Source organism: Bradyrhizobium sp. BRP19, assembly GCF_020194195.1.
Taxonomy (GTDB): domain Bacteria; phylum Pseudomonadota; class Alphaproteobacteria; order Rhizobiales; family Xanthobacteraceae; genus Bradyrhizobium; species Bradyrhizobium yuanmingense.
In genome coordinates, this window is record NZ_JADYVZ010000018.1 from 19,549 (window position 1) to 35,529 (window position 15,981).

The 15,981-nt window shown below is 66.4% G+C and carries 17 protein-coding genes; 6 read left to right on the forward strand and 11 right to left on the reverse strand.

All coding sequences use genetic code 11. The annotated features are described in order from the left end of the window. Positions 1 to 4 precede the first annotated feature (4 nt). Complete coding sequence (locus I6F36_RS32515) at positions 5 to 829, forward strand: aspartate dehydrogenase (RefSeq protein WP_036006458.1); 825 nt, start codon at positions 5 to 7, stop codon at positions 827 to 829. A gap of 4 nt (positions 830 to 833) precedes the next feature. On the opposite strand, the gene I6F36_RS32520 is transcribed toward I6F36_RS32515, so the two are convergent. The 9 genes from I6F36_RS32520 to I6F36_RS32560 all read right to left on the reverse strand — a co-directional run bounded on the left by I6F36_RS32520 (position 834) and on the right by I6F36_RS32560 (position 9,069). Further along, positions 834 to 2,138 (reverse strand): sorbosone dehydrogenase family protein, encoded by a 1,305-nt coding sequence (locus I6F36_RS32520; RefSeq protein WP_225172874.1) that lies wholly within the window; start codon positions 2,136 to 2,138, stop codon positions 834 to 836. A 139-nt stretch (positions 2,139 to 2,277) separates the two neighbouring features. Next, entirely contained in the window at positions 2,278 to 2,487 is a 210-nt protein-coding gene (locus tag I6F36_RS32525; protein ID WP_025038081.1) for a hypothetical protein, read from the reverse strand. Between the two features lie 133 nt (positions 2,488 to 2,620). Further along, complete coding sequence (locus I6F36_RS32530; RefSeq protein ID WP_036006440.1) at positions 2,621 to 3,247, reverse strand: isoprenylcysteine carboxylmethyltransferase family protein; 627 nt, start codon at positions 3,245 to 3,247, stop codon at positions 2,621 to 2,623. Between the two features lie 26 nt (positions 3,248 to 3,273). Then, the gene (locus tag I6F36_RS32535; RefSeq protein ID WP_036006442.1) at positions 3,274 to 4,305 is read right to left on the reverse strand and encodes an NAD-dependent epimerase/dehydratase family protein; all 1,032 of its coding nucleotides are present in this window, start codon (positions 4,303 to 4,305) and stop codon (positions 3,274 to 3,276) included. A gap of 28 nt (positions 4,306 to 4,333) precedes the next feature. Further along, positions 4,334 to 4,852, reverse strand: a complete 519-nt coding sequence (locus I6F36_RS32540) for a DUF962 domain-containing protein (protein WP_036006444.1) — start codon at positions 4,850 to 4,852, stop codon at positions 4,334 to 4,336. Between the two features lie 171 nt (positions 4,853 to 5,023). Continuing rightward, on the reverse strand, positions 5,024 to 5,689 hold the full coding sequence (locus I6F36_RS32545; protein ID WP_225172875.1) for an OmpA family protein: 666 nt from the start codon (positions 5,687 to 5,689) through the stop codon (positions 5,024 to 5,026). Beyond that, positions 5,689 to 6,105, reverse strand: coding sequence for a hypothetical protein (locus tag I6F36_RS32550; RefSeq protein ID WP_346656693.1), 417 nt, complete (start codon positions 6,103 to 6,105; stop codon positions 5,689 to 5,691). Before I6F36_RS32550 ends, I6F36_RS32545 begins: the two co-directional genes overlap by 1 nt. Positions 6,106 to 6,193: 88 nt before the next feature. Beyond that, entirely contained in the window at positions 6,194 to 6,481 is a 288-nt protein-coding gene (locus I6F36_RS32555; protein WP_036024931.1) for a type II toxin-antitoxin system HicB family antitoxin, read from the reverse strand. Between the two features lie 8 nt (positions 6,482 to 6,489). After that, complete coding sequence (locus I6F36_RS32560) at positions 6,490 to 9,069, reverse strand: ATP-dependent helicase (RefSeq protein ID WP_225172877.1); 2,580 nt, start codon at positions 9,067 to 9,069, stop codon at positions 6,490 to 6,492. Positions 9,070 to 9,305: 236 nt separating this feature from the next. Between I6F36_RS32560 and I6F36_RS32565 the strand changes: the two genes are divergently transcribed. Further along, on the forward strand, positions 9,306 to 9,476 hold the full coding sequence (locus tag I6F36_RS32565; protein ID WP_197949414.1) for a DUF1328 domain-containing protein: 171 nt from the start codon (positions 9,306 to 9,308) through the stop codon (positions 9,474 to 9,476). Between the two features lie 16 nt (positions 9,477 to 9,492). On the opposite strand, the gene I6F36_RS32570 is transcribed toward I6F36_RS32565, so the two are convergent. Then, positions 9,493 to 9,999 carry a thioesterase family protein gene (locus I6F36_RS32570; protein WP_225172878.1) on the reverse strand — a complete coding sequence of 169 codons (507 nt, stop codon included), beginning with the start codon at positions 9,997 to 9,999 and terminating at the stop codon, positions 9,493 to 9,495. Between the two features lie 87 nt (positions 10,000 to 10,086). Here I6F36_RS32570 and I6F36_RS32575 point away from each other — a divergent pair, with 87 nt between their 5' ends. From I6F36_RS32575 to I6F36_RS32585, 3 genes are all read left to right on the forward strand, one after another. Next, positions 10,087 to 11,511 (forward strand): FAD-linked oxidase C-terminal domain-containing protein, encoded by a 1,425-nt coding sequence (locus I6F36_RS32575; RefSeq protein WP_225172879.1) that lies wholly within the window; start codon positions 10,087 to 10,089, stop codon positions 11,509 to 11,511. Positions 11,512 to 11,612: 101 nt separating this feature from the next. Then, complete coding sequence (locus tag I6F36_RS32580) at positions 11,613 to 12,893, forward strand: Spy/CpxP family protein refolding chaperone (RefSeq protein ID WP_225172880.1); 1,281 nt, start codon at positions 11,613 to 11,615, stop codon at positions 12,891 to 12,893. Between the two features lie 34 nt (positions 12,894 to 12,927). Next, a complete protein-coding gene (locus tag I6F36_RS32585) occupies positions 12,928 to 13,293 on the forward strand; it encodes a hypothetical protein (RefSeq protein ID WP_225172881.1) in 366 nt (121 codons plus the stop codon). Positions 13,294 to 13,344: 51 nt separating this feature from the next. On the opposite strand, the gene I6F36_RS32590 is transcribed toward I6F36_RS32585, so the two are convergent. Beyond that, positions 13,345 to 14,814 (reverse strand): caspase family protein, encoded by a 1,470-nt coding sequence (locus I6F36_RS32590; protein WP_225172882.1) that lies wholly within the window; start codon positions 14,812 to 14,814, stop codon positions 13,345 to 13,347. A 187-nt stretch (positions 14,815 to 15,001) separates the two neighbouring features. Here I6F36_RS32590 and I6F36_RS32595 point away from each other — a divergent pair, with 187 nt between their 5' ends. Then, positions 15,002 to 15,979: a hydroxyacid dehydrogenase gene (locus I6F36_RS32595; protein WP_225172883.1), complete on the forward strand. Its 978-nt coding sequence runs from the start codon at positions 15,002 to 15,004 to the stop codon at positions 15,977 to 15,979. The last annotated feature ends 2 nt before the right edge of the window (positions 15,980 to 15,981 follow it).

Sequence of the window (15,981 nt, forward strand, 5' to 3'; positions counted from 1 at the left end):
GGTGATGACGGATCAGACGGCTTCAGGCGAATTGCGGGTGGCCATTGCCGGGCTGGGCTCGATCGGCACCAAGATCGCGACCGCGCTCGATCAGGGCATCGAGGGCCTGTCGCTCGCGGCCGTGGCCGTGCGGGATCCCGCCAAGCATCAAGCCTTCATCGACGGCTTGCGTCGCCCACCGACAATCCTGCCGCTCGACCAGCTCGGCAAGGCCGCCGACATCGTCGTCGAATGCGCGCCGAGCAGCCAGCTGCGTGCGATCGTCGAGCCTGCGGTGAAGCGCGGCAAGGCCGCGGTCGTAGTCAGCGTCGGCGGCTTGCTCGACAATTTCGATCTGGTCGATCTCGCCCGCGCCAATGGCGGCCGTATCCTGGTGCCGACCGGCGCGCTGATCGGCCTCGATGCCGTCAACGCCGCCGCAATCGGCACCATCCATTCCGTGAAGATGGTGACCCGCAAGCCGATCGACGGCTTGAAGGGCGCGCCGTTCATCGTTCAGAACAACATCGACATCGACAATCTGCGCGAACCGCTGAAGCTGTTCGAGGGCAGCGCGCGCGAAGCGGCAAAGGGCTTTCCGGCCAACGTCAATGTCGCCGTTGCGTTGTCGCTCGCGGGCATCGGGCCCGATCGCACCGAGATCCAGGTTTGGGCCGACCCGACCGTGACGCGCAACGTTCACCGCATCGAGGTCGAGGCGGACTCAGCGCGCTTCTCGATGGGCATTGAGAACATCCCGTCCGAGAATCCCAAGACCGGCCTGATCACCGCGTTGTCGGTGATCGCGCTGCTCCGCAAGCAGCGCGCCACGCTGTGCGTCGGGACGTGAGCTCCTACGCCCCCGTCACGCGCCAGATCACGTTGCCGACGTCGTCGGCCATCAGTAGCGATTTCCTGTCGGGACCGATCGTGACGCCGACCGGGCGACCGTAGGATTCCTTCTCGTCCGGCGACAGGAAGCCCGACAGGATGTCGCGCGAGGGGCCGGACGGCTTGCCGTTCGCGAACGGGATGAACACCAGCTTGTAGCCGGACAGCTTGCTGCGATTCCACGAGCCGTGCTGGCCGATCACCATGCCGTCGCCGAAGCCGGGCAGGGTGCCTGCGGGCATCCAGCACAGGCCGAGCGAAGCGGTGTGGCCACCGAGCGCATAGTCCGGTTGAATTGCCTTGGCGACCATCGCCGGATCCTGCGGCACGCGGTCGTCCACCGTCTTGCCCCAGTAGCAATAGGGCCAGCCGTAGAAGCCGCCGTCGCGCACGGAGGTGAGATAGTCGGGCGGCGTCTCGTCGCCGAGGCCGTCGCGCTCGTTGACGACGGTCCAGAGCACCTCCGTATTCGGCTCCCAGGCAAGGCCCACGGGATTGCGCAAGCCGGCCGCAAAGATGCGATGCGTGCCGGCGACGAGATCGAGCTCGTAGACCGCGGCGCGGCCTTGCTCGACCTCCATGCCCATCTCGGCGATGTTGCTGAGCGAGCCGACGCCGGCATAGAGCTTCTTGCCGTCGGGACTGGCGAGCAGGCTGCGCGTCCAGTGGCCGGCGGGCTTGAATGTCGTCAGCCGCTTGCCCGGTGCTGTGATGCGGTCGGCATCGGCAACGTAAGGAAAAGCCATCACGCCGTCGGTGTTGCCGACGTAGAAAGTGTCGCCGACCAGTGCCATGCCGAACGGCTGGTTGAGGTTCTCCATGAACGCGCCGCGCACTTCGGCAACGCCGTCGCGGTCCTTGTCGCGCAACAGCGTGATGCGGTTGGCGGAGACGCCGAGCGCGGCGGCGCGCCGCATCGTCGCCTGCATCGCATAGTGGAACACGCTGCGCGGGGCGCCCGCGATCTGCGTTGCCTCCGCGATCAGCACGTCGCCATTGGGCAGCACCTCGATCCAGCGCGGATGGTCGAGACCGGTCGCGAACGCATCGACCTTGAGCCCGGGTGCAGCGATCGGCTTCTGTCCGTCGCGCCAGCCGCGTGCGGTCGGCATCTTCAAGGTCGGGATCGCGCCTTGCGGTTTCGCTTCGGGAATGGCGGGCTTTTCGCCCCAGGCCGGCGCGGGCTCGGTGCCCGTCATCTTTCGCCATTGCAGCGCGATGCCGCCGATGAAGGCGACGAACTGCGCGAAGATGCTGGAAAACGTCATGACAAGCCCCCGGTTGCGCGCGCATCCAACTGGCTGACGGGGCCGACGTCAACCTGTGCGGAGCTCAGCAGGGGCCTATTCCCGTGGAATGGCAGCCGATCGAATTTGCATGGGACAGGTCGCGGCGTCGGCCCGGAGATCAACGGCCGATCTGCCGCTCCAGCCGTCGTGCCGCGCGAAAATCATCCAAGTGACGGATGTTCGGCGCCAGCGCCGCTTCCCTGGAGAGCAGATGATAGACCCGCGCCACCGTGCGCTGCTTCTGCTTCGTACGCCCGGGGGGCAGCGCCCGCGCCTTGCGGACGGCGGCGATCGCGTGTGCGCGAAAATAATCGTAGGCGTCCGACATGGCTCGATGCTCTGCGGCCGTTGACAGATGTCGAGGGCTAACGGACCAGCGGAGGTGTGGTTCCTTGGCGAGTCGGATCGTGCACTCGTGCCCCGGACGCAGCGCAGCGCGTCCGGACAGGAGAGTGACGCCCTCACCGCGGCGACGTGAACGGAATGATCATCGGAACGCGACGGCAATAGGCTCCATAGGCGTCCTCGCCGAGCTCCTTCGAGAGGAACACCTCTTCCATCCGGCCCTTCTGCCACATGCCGAGCGAGATCAGGATCGCGCCGAGGATCGTCGTCACCAAGCCGATCGCAACGCCGGTCACCAGCATGCCGAAGATTAGGCCGGTGTAGATCGGGTGACGGACGATACCGTAAGGGCCGGTGTCGATGACGCGGTGGTCTTCCTTCTGGGTGATGGTGTTGGACCAGAATTTTCCGAGATGCAGCCGCCCCCACCATGCGAAAGCGATGCCGGCGACTGAGAGGACCGCAGCGATGATGATGCCGGTGTTGCCGAGCACCCAAAGCGGCTTCCAGCCCATGGCTTCCGCAATGAACGGCGTGTACAGGATGCCGCCGACCAGGATCGGCAGGCGATAGCGCTGCGACTCCAGCGTCATGACCTGCTTCTTGGTCTGCCCCTGCCAGAACGAGGCGCCGACCCAGCTGACCAGAAAAGCGAGCCAGATCAGGGCGAGCAGTTGCGTCGGCCAGGTCGTGGTCCAGCCACCCCAGGCGACAGAGAGAAGCTTGCTGAAATCGAAAGACATGAAGGTTCTTTGCGTTTGAAGCGGCGTCAGCTCGCGCGCGAGGACAGCGCGTGATGCTTGAGGGCGCCGGAGGGCTGCTGGCCGTTGCGGGCGAGCAGGTGGGTGATGGTTTCGCGCAAGACGGGCTCGATCGGACGCGGCGAATAGCCGAGTTCGGTACGGGCTTTGCCGATCGAAAGATCGCTCGCGGCGAGCGCGATCCGCACGCCCTCGGCGGTGCCGTTGGGCGGCCGGCGCGTGATGTGGTCGGCGATGTATTCGAGCATGATCGCGGAGAGCTCGGCGATCTTGCCGGGTACGACGACGGGAAATTGCCGGCGTCCGCTCATCGTCGACATCATGCGCAGGATGTCGCCGAGCGGGACGCAGTCGCCGCCGAGGATGTAGCGCTGCCCGAGGCGGCCGCGTTCCATGGTCAGGACCAGGCCCATGGCGACGTCGCGGACGTCGACCAGATTGACCAGGAAGTTGAGGTGCGGCTGCACCTTCTTCTGCAGGAAGTACCAGAGCATCGCGGTCGGCGGTGTCAGATGTTGGTCGGCGGCGCCGATCGGCATGGTCGGCGTGCCGATCACCAGCGGGAAGCCCGCTTCTGCCGCTTTGGCGGCATGATGCTCGGCGAGCGATTTCGACCGGGTGTAGGCGCCGGGCATTGCCTCGGCCGGCTGCAGCGCCTCTTCGGCGGGAACGCCCTTGAGGTCGGAATAGGGGAACAGGATCGATTCGGTCGAGCAATGCAGGAAGCGCGAGACGCCGCGCTTCATCGCCGCCGCCAGCACGATCTCGGTGCCGCGGCAATTGACCTCGTGAAAGTCCTGCTTGTTGGCGACCCACATGCCGGGCAGGCCGGCGAGGTGATAGACCTGATCGCAGCCGGCGATCGCCGCATCGACCGCGGCACAGTCCAGCACCGAGCCGTGCACGTGCTCGACATCCGCGTTCGCCGCGCTCGGCACACGGACATCGAGAACGCGGACCCGCTGCCCACGGGCGCGGAGCGCTTCTACGAGGTGATGTCCGATGAAGCCACTGCCACCGGTAACCAGGACGAGAGCCATGCAGTAGGTTGCTGTTTCGCTTGGAGCGTTATCGGGTTGAAAGGGAATTGGCCGGAAGAGGCGCCAGAATCGCGGCAAGGTCGCGACGGAAACCCAGTGCAATGAATAATTTTGCCATGACGAACATCGGTCCAAGCAAAAGATGCGAGGGGAACGTGAACAACGAGGCCTCGCGCCCCTCAAAAACCTTGTGGCCGATGGCCTGTGCGGCGAGGCCGAGCACCACCAGCGTGGCGAAAATCGCCCACATCGTCGCGGTGCCGACTTGCGCCGCGATGGTCGTCGCAACCGAAAACAGCACGACGGAGACGGCCAGAATGCCGAGCCCGAGCGCCGCGTCGAGCAGCAGCCAATAAATCAAGACCGGAACAGCCAGGACCACCGCCAGGCTGACGTTGAATCCGAACAGCGGAAGCTTGACCAGCGTCAGCGGCAGCACGGCGCCGGTGAACAGCAGCAGGATGCCGACCACATGCATCGCCGTGTTGCGGGGATCGCGATGGTACTCGACATAAACGGCAAGTTGGCGCTGGAAAAAGCCACCCATTTCGGTCTCATGCAGCACGGGGTCGGGAAGGGCGAACAGAGGCTATAGCACTGGACCGAGCGGTGCACAAACCGGCACTTTTGTCGCGTGAAACCGTGCGCGCGCGGCCGGGACAGGCTGCAAAATAGTCCGCACTTCAAGGGGTTCCGTCAGCTGCGGAGCCGCCTTCGCTCAGCGCTTCTTGGCGGGCTTTTTGGCCGCAGGCGCTGGCGTCGCAGCCGGACGCGGCTCCTCCGGCAGCTTGGCATAAGTCAGGATCTGCAACTGGCCGTTGACGGCGGAGGTCGGCTTGGCCCGGTCGAGAAACTGCTCCTCGCCGAGGCCGATCGGATGCAGTCGCTTGGTCGAGATCTTGAAGGTGTTCACCAGCACATCACGGATTGCATCGGCCCGGCGCTGGCTCAGGATCGCATTGGCCTCGCGCGTCTTCGAATTGGATTCGACGTGGCCGACGATCAGGAAAGTGTAGGGCAGCAGCGAGGAATGAACCAGCGCGTCCGCAATGCGGCCGACGGTCTGGTAGGACGCCGGCTGGATGATCGGCGTGTCGGCGTCGAACTGGATCTGCGCATTGAAGGCCGGCAGCTTGGCGAGCTCCGGCGCGATCAGCGGCCGGTTTACCGGCCCCGGATCGTTCTTGATCCTGGTCTTGGCGCGCTCCATCACCTGCTGCTTCAGCGCGGGCAGGTCGACCTCGGCGGCCTCTTCGAAATGGTTCAGCTTCGCGACGATGTCGTCGCGGGTCGGCGCCGCCGTCTGCGCGGCGGCGGGGCCCGCGAGCAAAGCGAGGCCCAGCGCCAAGCCCAGTCCTGCGGTGGCGAGCCCGTTCGCGCGCATCAGCGATACCCCGCGTCGTCAACGGCCCTCAGGCAGTTGTTGCTGATACCCTTGGGCGTCGAGACCAGGCACGGGACCGACTTGCTGGTCTCCTTGGTCGAGCCGCCGCAGACCTTGACGATCTCGCGCTGGCAGGCATTCGCCACGGTGACGCGCGCGGCGACGCGCTTCTGGATGGCGTCGAACACGCCGAGATAGTCGCTCGTGCATTGCGGCGAGAGCACGTCGCGATTGCGCGACAGGCATTCCTTCAGCCGGTTCGAATCCGGGTTGACGCCGCGGCAATTGGCGACGATTTCCGCCCCGCAGCTCGCCGCCAGCTTGCCGATCGAATCGCCAAAGCTCATGGTCTCCGCCGCCGCAAGCGACGGCATCCCCAATGCAAGTACGATCAATGTGACGGAGCCCCGGACCATGGGTTGCATCTGATACGGGGAAGTTCGCGGCGGTCAAGGGGCGTTCGGGCGAGAACTGTCGAGAGTTGCGCAGTGCGGCGAACAGTCCTCACTCGGCCTCAGCGAGGGGCGGCCAGTCGACCAGGGCGACGGTATGGTTCCTGAGGTCCTCGGCAACCTCGGGATCGGCCTTGAGCTCGTCCAGCGTCCGCGGCGGGGGCAGCTGGCGCCCGTCCGCGGTCAGCTCCTGCGCATAGAATGCGAGCGCCTCGGGCGCATTCTCCAGGGCCTCCTCGACGTCGTCGCCGCCGGAGATGCAACCGGGCAGGTCCGGAAACCACAAGCTCACGGTTTCGTCCGGGTCGGCGTCCTCGATGATGGCAACGTACTGAGCCATATCGGGTCTCACGCCCGCTGCACGAAACTGTCCACGACCTTCTTCTCGCCGGCCTTGTCGAAGGCGATGGTGAGCTTGTTGCCGTCGATCTTGGTGACGCGGCCATAGCCGAATTTCTGGTGGAAGACGCGGTCTTCCAGCGAGAATTCGGACGTCGTGCCGGTCGATTTGGCGACCAGCTCGCCTTCGATCGTCAGGGGCCCGCGCCGGCGCGAGGCGAAGCTGCCGAAATCGGGGCCGGATGACGAGGAGGTCGAGAACGTCGCGGCCTCTTCCTCGAAGCCGCCGCTTCGGCCGCCGCCATTGCGACCGCCGCCGCGATTCCGGTTCGCCTGCGCGCGCTGCCAGCCCGGCGTCGAATAGCTGGAGCCGAACGCCTCCATGTCGTCGAAGCGCGAGGCGCCGTAGCCGCCGCTGCCGCCCCATCCGGAGCCGCCCTTGGATTCCGTGATCTCGACGTTGGCTGCCGGCAATTCGTCGAGGAAGCGCGACGGGATCGTGGTCGACCAGGTGCCATGGATCCGCCGGTTGGTCGCGAAATAGATCTTTGCGCGGCGGCGGGCGCGGGTCAGGCCGACATGGCCGAGCCGGCGCTCTTCTTCCAGACCGGCGCGGCCCTGTTCGTCCAAGGTGCGCTGGCTCGGGAACAGGCCTTCCTCCCAGCCGGGCAGGAACACGTTGTCGAATTCGAGCCCCTTGGCCGAATGCAGCGTCATCAGCGACACCGCATCGTCCTCGGCGCCGCCCTCGCGGTCCATCACCAGCGAGATGTGCTCCAGGAACCCTTGCAGGTTCTCGAACTCCTCCATCGAGCGCACCAGCTCTTTCAGGTTCTCCAGCCGGCCCGCGGCATCCGCCGAGCGGTCCTTCTGCCACATCTCGGTATAGCCGCTCTCGTCGAGCACGATCTGAGCGAGATCGGTGTGCGCGGTGACTTCGCGCTGGGCACGCCAGCGGTCGAACTGCGCGATGAGATCGCGAAGCGAGCCGCGCGCCTTCGGCTTCAGCTCGTCGGTCTCGACCACGGCGCGCGCCGCCTCGAACAAGGGAATGCGGCGTTTGCGGGCGTGGTCGTGCAGCATCTGCACGGTGGCGTCGCCGAGCCCGCGCTTGGGCGTATTGACGATACGCTCGAAGGCGAGATCGTCGGCCGGCGAATTGATGACGCGCAAATAGGCCAGCGCGTCGCGGATTTCGGCGCGCTCGTAGAAGCGCGGGCCGCCGATGACGCGGTAGGGCAGGCCGAGCGTGACGAAGCGGTCTTCGAACTCGCGCATCTGGTAGGAGGCGCGCACGAGAATGGCGATCTCGTTGAGCTTCTCGCCCTGGCGCTGCAGCTGCTCGATCTCCTCGCCGATGCCGCGGGCTTCCTCTTCCGAATCCCATGAGCCCGTGACGGTGACCTTCTCGCCGTCCTGGTCCTCGGTGCGCAGCGTCTTGCCGAGCCGGCCTTCATTGTGCGCGATCAGGTGCGAGGCGGCGGCGAGGATGTGACCCGTCGAGCGATAGTTGCGCTCCAGGCGAATGACCTTGGCGCCGGGGAAATCGTGCTCGAAACGCAGGATGTTGTCGACCTCGGCGCCGCGCCAGCCATAGATCGACTGGTCGTCGTCACCGACGCAGCAGATGTTTTTGGTCTTCTCCTTCTCCCCGCTTGCGGGGAGAAGGCCGGGATGAGGGGGAGTCTCCACGAGCTCGGAGCTTGGAGAGGCCCCCTCACCCGCATCGCTTCGCGATGCCACCTCTCCCCGCAAGCGGGGAGAGGTGGAAGAAGGCGCCTGCGACAGCAGCCGCAGCCACAGATATTGTGCGACGTTCGTATCCTGGTACTCGTCGACCAGGATGAACTTGAAGCGCTGCTGGTACTGCCTGAGGATATCCGGGTGCTCGCGGAAGATGCGGATGTTCTCCAGCAGGAGATCGCCGAAGTCGGCCGCATTCAAAATCTTCAGCCGCTCCTGATAGCTCGCATAGAGCTTGCCGCCCTTGCCGTTGGCGAACATCGCGGCCTCGCCCGACGGTACCTGTGAAGGCATCAGGCCGCGATTCTTCCAGCCGTCGATCAGGCCGGCCAGCATCCGCGCCGGCCAGCGCTTCTCGTCAATGTTCTCGGCCTGCAGCAGCTGCTTGAGCAACCGGACCTGGTCGTCGACGTCGAGCACGGTGAAGTTCGACTTGAGCTGCGCCAGCTCGGCATGGATGCGCAGGATGCGGCCGCCGATGGAGTGGAAGGTGCCGAGCCACGGCATGCCCTCCACGGCATGGCCCAGCATCTGGCCGAGCCGGTGCTTCATCTCGCGCGCGGCCTTGTTGGTGAAGGTCACCGACAGGATCTCGGCGGGACGGGCGCGGCCCTGGCTCAGGATGTGGGCGATGCGCGTGGTCAGCACGCGCGTCTTGCCGGTGCCGGCGCCGGCCAGCACCAGGACCGGGCCGTCCAGCGTCTCCACCGCCTCGCGCTGCTCCGGATTGAGCCCGGCGAGGTATTTCGGGCCCACCGAGGCGCGCGCACGCGCGGCGATGCCGCCGGCTGCGGGCTGGTGGTCGGGTACGGCTGTGATCTTGCTCGGCTCGGTCATGCGAATCATCGGCCCCACGATGGCACCGCGGGGTGGTGGAAGGGAGCCTTCTTAACAGGGATTGGTGCCTATATGGGGCGCCGGGCGGGGTTTTCCACGTGCGCGGCAGGCCGATTTGTTCCAGCTGAGCCAGTGAATTTCGCTCCCGCCGGGACCGGAACTATCGTTCTCGCGTCGAGATTGTCAGGACAGGTGGCGCGGCCAGCCGCGTCGATCGCAGACAACATCAAGACGAGGGTTTGACCATGCTAGGCTGGGTTGTGACGTTTCTGGTTATCGCACTGATCGCCGGCATCCTGGGCTTCGGCGGCGTCGCCGGCGCTTCGATCGAGATCGCCAAGATCATCTTCTTCATCGCAGTCGTTCTGTTCCTGGTCTCGGCCGTGGTCGGCTTGGCCCGCCGCAACAGGGTATAGCGCGCCGGATCATGCACTAACGCTTCGAGGGCATCGCCACATTCCTGCCGATGCCCTCGGGTCGCGTCAAGGCGCTGTGGGATTTGGCGACCCCGGCAATGCGCTGCTGGATGTCGGGCGGAAACGGCGCAACGCGCCGCGCATTCATGTCCATGTGCAGCGACATGTTCTCGGACGTCGCTGACAGCCAGCCTTCGGTGCCGTGCCGCATCTCCTCGAATGTGTGCAGCCGCTTGTCGTCAGCGTTCAGCAGCCACACCAGGATTTGCACGGGATCGCCGAGATGGATCTCGCGCAAATAGCGCACGTGGCATTCGGCGGTGAAGGTCGAGCCGTGGCGCTCTGTCTTGTAGACCGGGCCAATCCCGAGCTCGAGCCAGAACTCGTCGATCGCCCGATCGAACATCACGTTGTAATAGGCCATGTTGAGATGGCCGTTATAGTCGATCCATTGCGGCTCGACCTGCATGATCGAGGAGCGAAACGGCTCTTCGTTCGGCGCTGTGGCGGCAGTCTCCGGCATGTGTCCTTCCCAAGCTATGCGTCCGGTCCCTTGACTTGACCGGTTATATGTCCTTTGCCACGGTCTCTTCTCGTCGGGAGGAATTCCGTGGGTACGACCATCACCAATAATCCGCCGCGGCCGGAGCCGAAAGCCCTCGCAAGCGCGCTGGAGCAGCTTGCCGCGCGCTTCGGCAACCGCCTCATTACCTCGCAGGCCGTGCGCGAGCAGCACGGTCATACCACCACCTGGATCCCCAACCAGCCGCCTGATGGCGTGGTGATGGCGCAGGAGACCGCCGACATCCAGGACGTGGTGCGGATCTGCGCCAAACATCGCGTGCCCGTCATTCCCTTCGGCACCGGCACCTCGCTCGAAGGCCAGGTCAACGCGCCCGCGGGCGGCATCTCGATCGACCTGCGCGACATGAACAAGGTGCTCGCGGTGCATGCCGAGGACCTCGACTGCGTGATCCAGCCCGGCGTCACCCGCAAGGCGCTCAACGAGCATCTGCGCGACCAGGGCCTGTTCTTCCCGATCGATCCCGGCGCGGATGCCTCGCTCGGCGGCATGGCCTCGACCCGCGCCTCCGGCACCAATGCGGTGCGCTACGGCACCATGCGCGACAGCGTGCTGGCGCTGAAAGTGGTGCGCGGCGACGGCGAGATCATCACCACGGGCACGCGCGCCAAGAAATCGTCCGCCGGCTACGACCTGACGCATCTGTTCGTCGGCGCCGAAGGCACGCTCGGCATCATCTCCGAGCTGACCATTCGCCTGCGCGGCATCCCCGAGACGATCGCGGCCGGTGCGGTGTCGTTCGAGACCGTCCACGGCGCCTGCCAGGCCGTGATCCTGGCGATCCAGACCGGCATTCCCGTCGCGCGCATCGAGTTGCTCAATGCCGCGCAGGTCAAGGCCTGCAACGCCTATTCCAAGCTGACGCTGCCGGAGACGCCGCTGCTGCTGATGGAATTCCACGGCAGCGAGATCGAGGTCGCCGAGCAATCCAAGGCGTTCGGCGAGATCGCGAGGGACTGCGGCGGCGGCGATTTCTCCTGGACCACCAAGCCGGAGGACCGCACCAAGCTGTGGCAGGCGCGGCACGATGCTTATTGGTCGGTGAAGGCGCTGCGGCCCGGCGACAGCATCGGCGTGGTCGCGACCGACGTCTGCGTGCCGATCTCGCGGCTCGCCGACTGCGTCAGCGAGACCGAGGAGGATCTCAAGCGCCTCAATTTGCTGTCACCGATCGTCGGCCATGTCGGTGACGGCAATTTCCACTGCTCGCTGGTGTGCGACACCAACGACGCCGAGGAGATGGCGCGCGGCGAGGAGTTCATGCATCGTCTGGTCGAGCGTGCGCAGGCCATGGACGGCACCTGCACCGGCGAACACGGCATCGGCCAAGGCAAGCAGAAATATCTCGAGGCCGAGCTCGGCCCCGAGGCGCTCGATGCGATGCGGGCGCTGAAGCAGGCACTCGATCCGCTCAACATTTTCAACCCCGGCAAGATCGTGCCGGAGGCCTAAGGGCCAGTGCATCTCTGACCGGGAACTTTCGGCAATCCTGCCGGTTCCAATTCCCGCCAATTTCCGATGCTCAATGGCGGGGCTTTGCGCGGGAGGGTGCGATGGTGCGACCGGTCATGGGAATTGCCGCGGTGGCCTTTGCCTGCATGCTTGCGGGGGCCGCGTTCGCGAAGGGCGGACACGGCGGCGGCCATGGCGGCGGGCGCGGCGGCGGTCACCACGGCGGCCATGTCCGCGGCCACGGCGGCGGGCATGCGCATGGCGGGCATCATCGCGCCATCCGGTTCACAACCGGTGCCCGACGTGGCGGCCCGAGCTTCGGCCAGATCCGCAATGCCGCGATACGGCCGGCGAACTTCCGCAACGCCTGGAACGCCGGCGCCTTCCGCAATGGCCGGCTGATCAGCAATCCGGCGGCCCGCGCGCAGATTGCCGCGGCGGCGGCACTCGCCGGCTGGAGCGGTGCAAGCAGCGGATGGTGGCAACATCCCGGCGGCGGCTACGGCTGGGTCGGGCCGCTGTTCTGGCCGTTCGCCTATAACGATCTCTACGATTACACGATCTGGGGCGACGGGCTCGGCTTCTGGGGCTACGGGTATCCGGACATCTATGCCGGCATTTTCGGCCCCTATGGCTATGATCGGCTGTCGGCTTATCTGCCGCAGCAGCCGCAGGGACGGCGGCGGGCGCGCAGCGCGCCGCTCGATCAGCTCTGCGGCAGCGATCGGCGCGCCATCGTCGGCCTGCCGATCGATCAGATCGCAGCCGCGGTGCAGCCGACGAACGCGCAAGGCGCTGCTCTCGATGCGCTCGGCAACGCCTCGGTCGACGCGGCAGCGCTGATCCGCACCTCCTGTCCGACGCAGGCCGCGGCGACGGCGCCCGGCCGGCTCGCCGCCATGCAGCAGCGGGTCGAGGCGATGCAGAAGGCCGTCGATCTGGTCCAGCCTGCGCTGGACCAGTTCTATGGTTCGCTCAACGACGAGCAGAAGGCGCGCTTCAATGCGCTTGCCGACGATCAACGTCGTGCCGCGGCATCGAACAATGCGGGCGGATCGTCGGTGCAGACTTGCAGCCCGTCCGCCGCGTTCGATTGGCCCGGCGCCACGATCGAAGAACGGCTTCGTCCGAACGACACTCAGCGCGCGGCACTCCAGGTGCTCCAGGACACCAGCGCCAAAGTTAGCACGTCGCTCAAGGCGTCCTGCGAGCCCAATGAGGTGATGACGCCTCCGGCCCGCATGGCCGCGATCCGCAAGCGCCTCGATGTCATGCTGGACGGAATCAAGTCGGTCCGGGCGGCGCTCGATGATTTCTACGCCACGCTCAACGACGAGCAGAAGGCGCAGTTCGAGGCGATCGGCCCGCGCCGCATGTCCTGAACGCCGTGAGCAATTGAAGACCATTGGTGGGGCAATGAAGTGGTTCGCGAGGCGAGAGCCGGCAGACGTCTGGGACGAGCCGATCGGGGGGCCGCTCGGCGACATCGACGCAGCCGACCGGATTCGCAACATCTGCCAGGCTGCGCGGGCGATCGCCGAAGCCGCCGGCGCTTCGGCGCCGACCAGCACGCGCGAGCGCTATGAGCGCGCAGCCCGCGCTGCCATGGAGATCGCGATGAAGATCTCCGACGATCTGATGCGCGACGACGCCGTGCGCCGCATCGTGGATCTCTGCATGAAGGCTGAGGACATCAAGACGGCGCAGATCTTGTCGCGTGCGATCCAGGCAGCCTGGATTCGAGAAGCCGTGCTCCGGGACCATCCGGCCCTGTCGCAATGAGTTCGGCTCGCGCGATTGGCGCGAGCCGAATGTTGCTGGTGACGGACCGGCTCAGTATCTGCGGTAGCCACCGCTGTTATGGTCGCCGCCGCGGCCGCCCATTCCCATGCCGAGGCCGATCCCCACGCCGATGCCGATGCCCTGCATCACGGCCTCCGGCGGCGGGCCGCGATCCGGCGGCGGCGCGCGCTCGTAGACCACTTGCTCGGACGGCGGCCGTCGCTTGGGCGGCGTCTCGACCACCTTGCGCTTCGGCGGGGTCTCGTCGACGCGCTTCTTGATCACGGGCGGGACCGGCGTTGCCGGGGTCGCGGGCGTCGAGCACGGGCAGGTCGGCGCCATCGCGACCGCGACGGGCGTCGCCGCGGCGGCCAGGGGCACGGTGTAGTTGCGGTTCTGCACGCGCAGCAGCAGCCGGCGCGCGGTTGCCGCGAGATCGCTGTTGTCCCAGTTCGCGAGGTATGCCTCGAACGAGGCGCGGGTGTTGATCGCGGTGGCACGCTCCCACGCCAGCATCTGGCGACGCCGCTCCAGCACGGTGCGAAGGCGCGGCGTGCGGGTGTCCTGGGCGTACAGCTCGATATAGGCCTGATACGCCTCCACGGTGTCCTCGGTGATCACGAGCTCATAGGCGACCATGGCCGGCTTGCCCTGCAATGTCTTGCGCCAGTCCGCGACGCTGCGCGTGCCGCTGGCGAGCGCCATGGCGGATGCGCCGGGAATAGCGGGCGTGCTGCCGCCGCTCTCGCCGAAGAATCTGAAATCGGTGGTCAGCGAGGAGCTTTCCCAGGGAATCTGCCGGCCGTCGGTCGACTGCGCCACCGCGACACGGATGCGCTTGAACATCTCCTCGATCGGCAGGTTCGGCTGCTTGGCGACCGTCAGCACGGCCGTCGTGTAGGGGCTGTCGAGGCCGTTGCCGTCCTCGGCCTCGGCGCCGGGCGAGGTCGAATAGGAGATGAATGAGCCGGGCGCGCCGGCCTTGGTATCGACGATCGCAAGGCCGTGGCCGGCGCCGCTGAGCGCGGGGAACGGGTTGTTGCGGCAGGCATCGAGCATGAAGATGCGCGCCCGCGTCGGCAGCGCGCCGAGCGTGTTGAGCATGTCGTTCAGCCGCACGCCCTGCAGCGGGATGTCGGCCTCGCGCTTGGGGTCGAGATCGACAGGCACCAGATAGTTCTCGCCGTCGATCTGAAGGCCGTGGCCGGCATAGAACACCAGCGCGACGGTGTCGGGGCCGCTGGCACTGACCTTGCCGGCGAAGTCCGAGATCGCCGCGCGCATCTCGGTCTGCGCCAGATTGGCCGCCGTGGTGACGGTGAAGCCCGCGCTGCCGAGCAGCTCCGTCATGCCCTTGGCGTCGTTGGCGGCGTTCGGCAGCTCCGGCACGGTGCGATAGGCCGATTGGCCGATCACCAGCGCAAGGCGCGCTTCGGCGGCCGCGTCCGTGGGCGTCACCAACTGGGTGAGTGCGAGAAGACCGGACGCAAGAAGCAAATTCGAAAAGACTGGACGGCGCATGATGTCACCTCCAACGGCAATGCGCACGATGATGTCACTATTTCTAAGTCCGCGCCATGAGGGCGTCTGTGCGCTGGATCACTCAAGGGCCGCGGCAAAATGGGGCAGGGTATCTGCCGCAGCCGTCCCTGTGCTAGACCTTTCGACCGCGCTGCCGCGGGCATTCTGCCAGTGAGGGAGGCTTGTCGTGAAGGTTCTGCTCGCGCACACCCCGGAGATGCGGCGCAATTATTACGGCGATCGCAGCCTGAACGGCCTGCGGACGGCCGCCGAGGTGATTCTGCACGAGAAGGATGAGCCGCTGGACGCCGCCGGCCTGGTGCGCGCAGCGAAGGATGCCGACATCATCGTCGCCGACCGCATGACTGAAGGGCGCGGCGAGATCTTTGCGCAATTGCCGCGTCTGCGGGCCTTCGTCCGCTGCGCCGTCGACATCCGCAACGTCGACGTGGATGCGGCCTCGCGAGCCGGCGTGCTCGTGACCCGCGCCGGGCCCGGCTTCGTGCAGGCCGTGGCCGAGCTCGCGCTCGGCTTCATGGTCGACCTCTCCCGCGGCGTGTCGCGGACCACCGCAGATTACCGGGCAGGCCGCAAGCCGGAAGCCCGGATGGGCCGCCAGCTCGCCGGCAGCCGGATCGGCATCATCGGCTACGGCAGCATCGGGCGCTACCTCGCCGAGATCGCAAAAGTGCTGCGCATGGAGGTATTGATCTCCGATCCCTTCGTAACCGTCAGCGATGCCGAGATCCGGCAGGTCGGTCTCGACGAGCTGCTCGCCGCATCGGACTACGTCGTCTGCCTCGCCATCGCCAACGAGCAGACCGAAAACCTGATAGGGGAGGCGGCGCTGGCGCGCATGCAGAAGCACGCCGTCTTCATCAATCTCTCGCGCGGCAATCTGGTCGACGAGGCCGCATTGGCAGGCGCGCTGCGTGAGGGCCGCATCGCCGGCGCCGCCATGGATGTCGGCCGCGCGCCGGACCAGATGCCGACGCCCGATCTTGCCAAGCTGCCGAACGTCATCGCCACGCCCTACGTCGGCGGCCTGACGCCGCAGGCCATCGAATACCAGTCGCTGGAGACGGTGCGACAGGTCGAGGCCATCGCGAGGGGAGAAATCCCGCAAGGCGCCGTCAACGCCGATCGCTGGACGCGGCGGCCGTGAAG

What these genes read in the sequence shown, in the direction of transcription:
- I6F36_RS32515 (WP_036006458.1), top strand. Translation starts at nt 5, where the DNA reads ATGACGGATCAGACGGCTTCAGGCGAATTGCGGGTGGCCATTGCCGGG.
- I6F36_RS32520 (WP_225172874.1), bottom strand. Translation starts at nt 2,138, where the DNA reads ATGACGTTTTCCAGCATCTTCGCGCAGTTCGTCGCCTTCATCGGCGGC.
- I6F36_RS32525 (WP_025038081.1), bottom strand. Translation starts at nt 2,487, where the DNA reads ATGTCGGACGCCTACGATTATTTTCGCGCACACGCGATCGCCGCCGTC.
- I6F36_RS32530 (WP_036006440.1), bottom strand. Translation starts at nt 3,247, where the DNA reads ATGTCTTTCGATTTCAGCAAGCTTCTCTCTGTCGCCTGGGGTGGCTGG.
- I6F36_RS32535 (WP_036006442.1), bottom strand. Translation starts at nt 4,305, where the DNA reads ATGGCTCTCGTCCTGGTTACCGGTGGCAGTGGCTTCATCGGACATCAC.
- I6F36_RS32540 (WP_036006444.1), bottom strand. Translation starts at nt 4,852, where the DNA reads ATGGGTGGCTTTTTCCAGCGCCAACTTGCCGTTTATGTCGAGTACCAT.
- I6F36_RS32545 (WP_225172875.1), bottom strand. Translation starts at nt 5,689, where the DNA reads ATGCGCGCGAACGGGCTCGCCACCGCAGGACTGGGCTTGGCGCTGGGC.
- I6F36_RS32550 (WP_346656693.1), bottom strand. Translation starts at nt 6,105, where the DNA reads ATGGTCCGGGGCTCCGTCACATTGATCGTACTTGCATTGGGGATGCCG.
- I6F36_RS32555 (WP_036024931.1), bottom strand. Translation starts at nt 6,481, where the DNA reads ATGGCTCAGTACGTTGCCATCATCGAGGACGCCGACCCGGACGAAACC.
- I6F36_RS32560 (WP_225172877.1), bottom strand. Translation starts at nt 9,069, where the DNA reads ATGATTCGCATGACCGAGCCGAGCAAGATCACAGCCGTACCCGACCAC.
- I6F36_RS32565 (WP_197949414.1), top strand. Translation starts at nt 9,306, where the DNA reads ATGCTAGGCTGGGTTGTGACGTTTCTGGTTATCGCACTGATCGCCGGC.
- I6F36_RS32570 (WP_225172878.1), bottom strand. Translation starts at nt 9,999, where the DNA reads ATGCCGGAGACTGCCGCCACAGCGCCGAACGAAGAGCCGTTTCGCTCC.
- I6F36_RS32580 (WP_225172880.1), top strand. Translation starts at nt 11,613, where the DNA reads ATGGTGCGACCGGTCATGGGAATTGCCGCGGTGGCCTTTGCCTGCATG.
- I6F36_RS32585 (WP_225172881.1), top strand. Translation starts at nt 12,928, where the DNA reads ATGAAGTGGTTCGCGAGGCGAGAGCCGGCAGACGTCTGGGACGAGCCG.
- I6F36_RS32590 (WP_225172882.1), bottom strand. Translation starts at nt 14,814, where the DNA reads ATGCGCCGTCCAGTCTTTTCGAATTTGCTTCTTGCGTCCGGTCTTCTC.